Source organism: Staphylococcus sp. EG-SA-2 (genome assembly GCF_017152085.1).
Window position 1 is genome coordinate 1 of sequence record NZ_JACYHC010001252.1, and the last position, 624, is coordinate 624.

The 624-nt window shown below is 37.2% G+C and carries 1 protein-coding gene; it reads left to right on the forward strand.

What is annotated here, in order from left to right; all coding sequences use genetic code 11:
- A partial coding sequence (locus IDG60_RS20320) for an MFS transporter (RefSeq protein ID WP_206161117.1) occupies window positions 1–624 on the forward strand: 624 nt, incomplete at both ends.

Sequence of the window (624 nt, forward strand, 5' to 3'; positions counted from 1 at the left end):
TACCTTCAACAGTTGGCGTTTTAAATAATCAATTTAAAGGAGAACATTTAAGACGAGCGATTAGTTATCTAATGATTAGTACTGTTGGGGGCATCGGCCTAGCTGGTGTTATCGGCGGTTTAATTGCCACAAATTTCGGATGGCAAACGAATTTCATCATTAGTATAGTCATTGCTTTCATTGCCATATTACTTCTAAAAGGCACACCTGAAAAAGTAAGTCAACATAGCCATCGTCATCCATTCGATTACAAAGGTATGTCGATTTTCGCTGTTATGATTGGTAGCTTTACATTATTGTTAACACAAGGATTCGAACAAGGTTGGTTTAGTACATTTTCATTCATTTGTCTGAGCATTTTTATCATCACTACGTTGATATTCATCATCATCGAACGTCGACATGAAGTACCTTTTATTGATTTCTCAGTATTACGCAACCGTCCGTTCATTGGTGCATTTTTAAATAACTTTGTTTTAAATAGTGGCCTAGGCGTAACAGTGGTCTTTTTCATATATGCTCAAACACACCTTGGTTTATCAGCTGCGCAATCTGGACTTGTTACATTGCCATATGCCATTGTGGCAGTTGCGATGATTCGTTTAGGTGAAAAAGCAACATTAC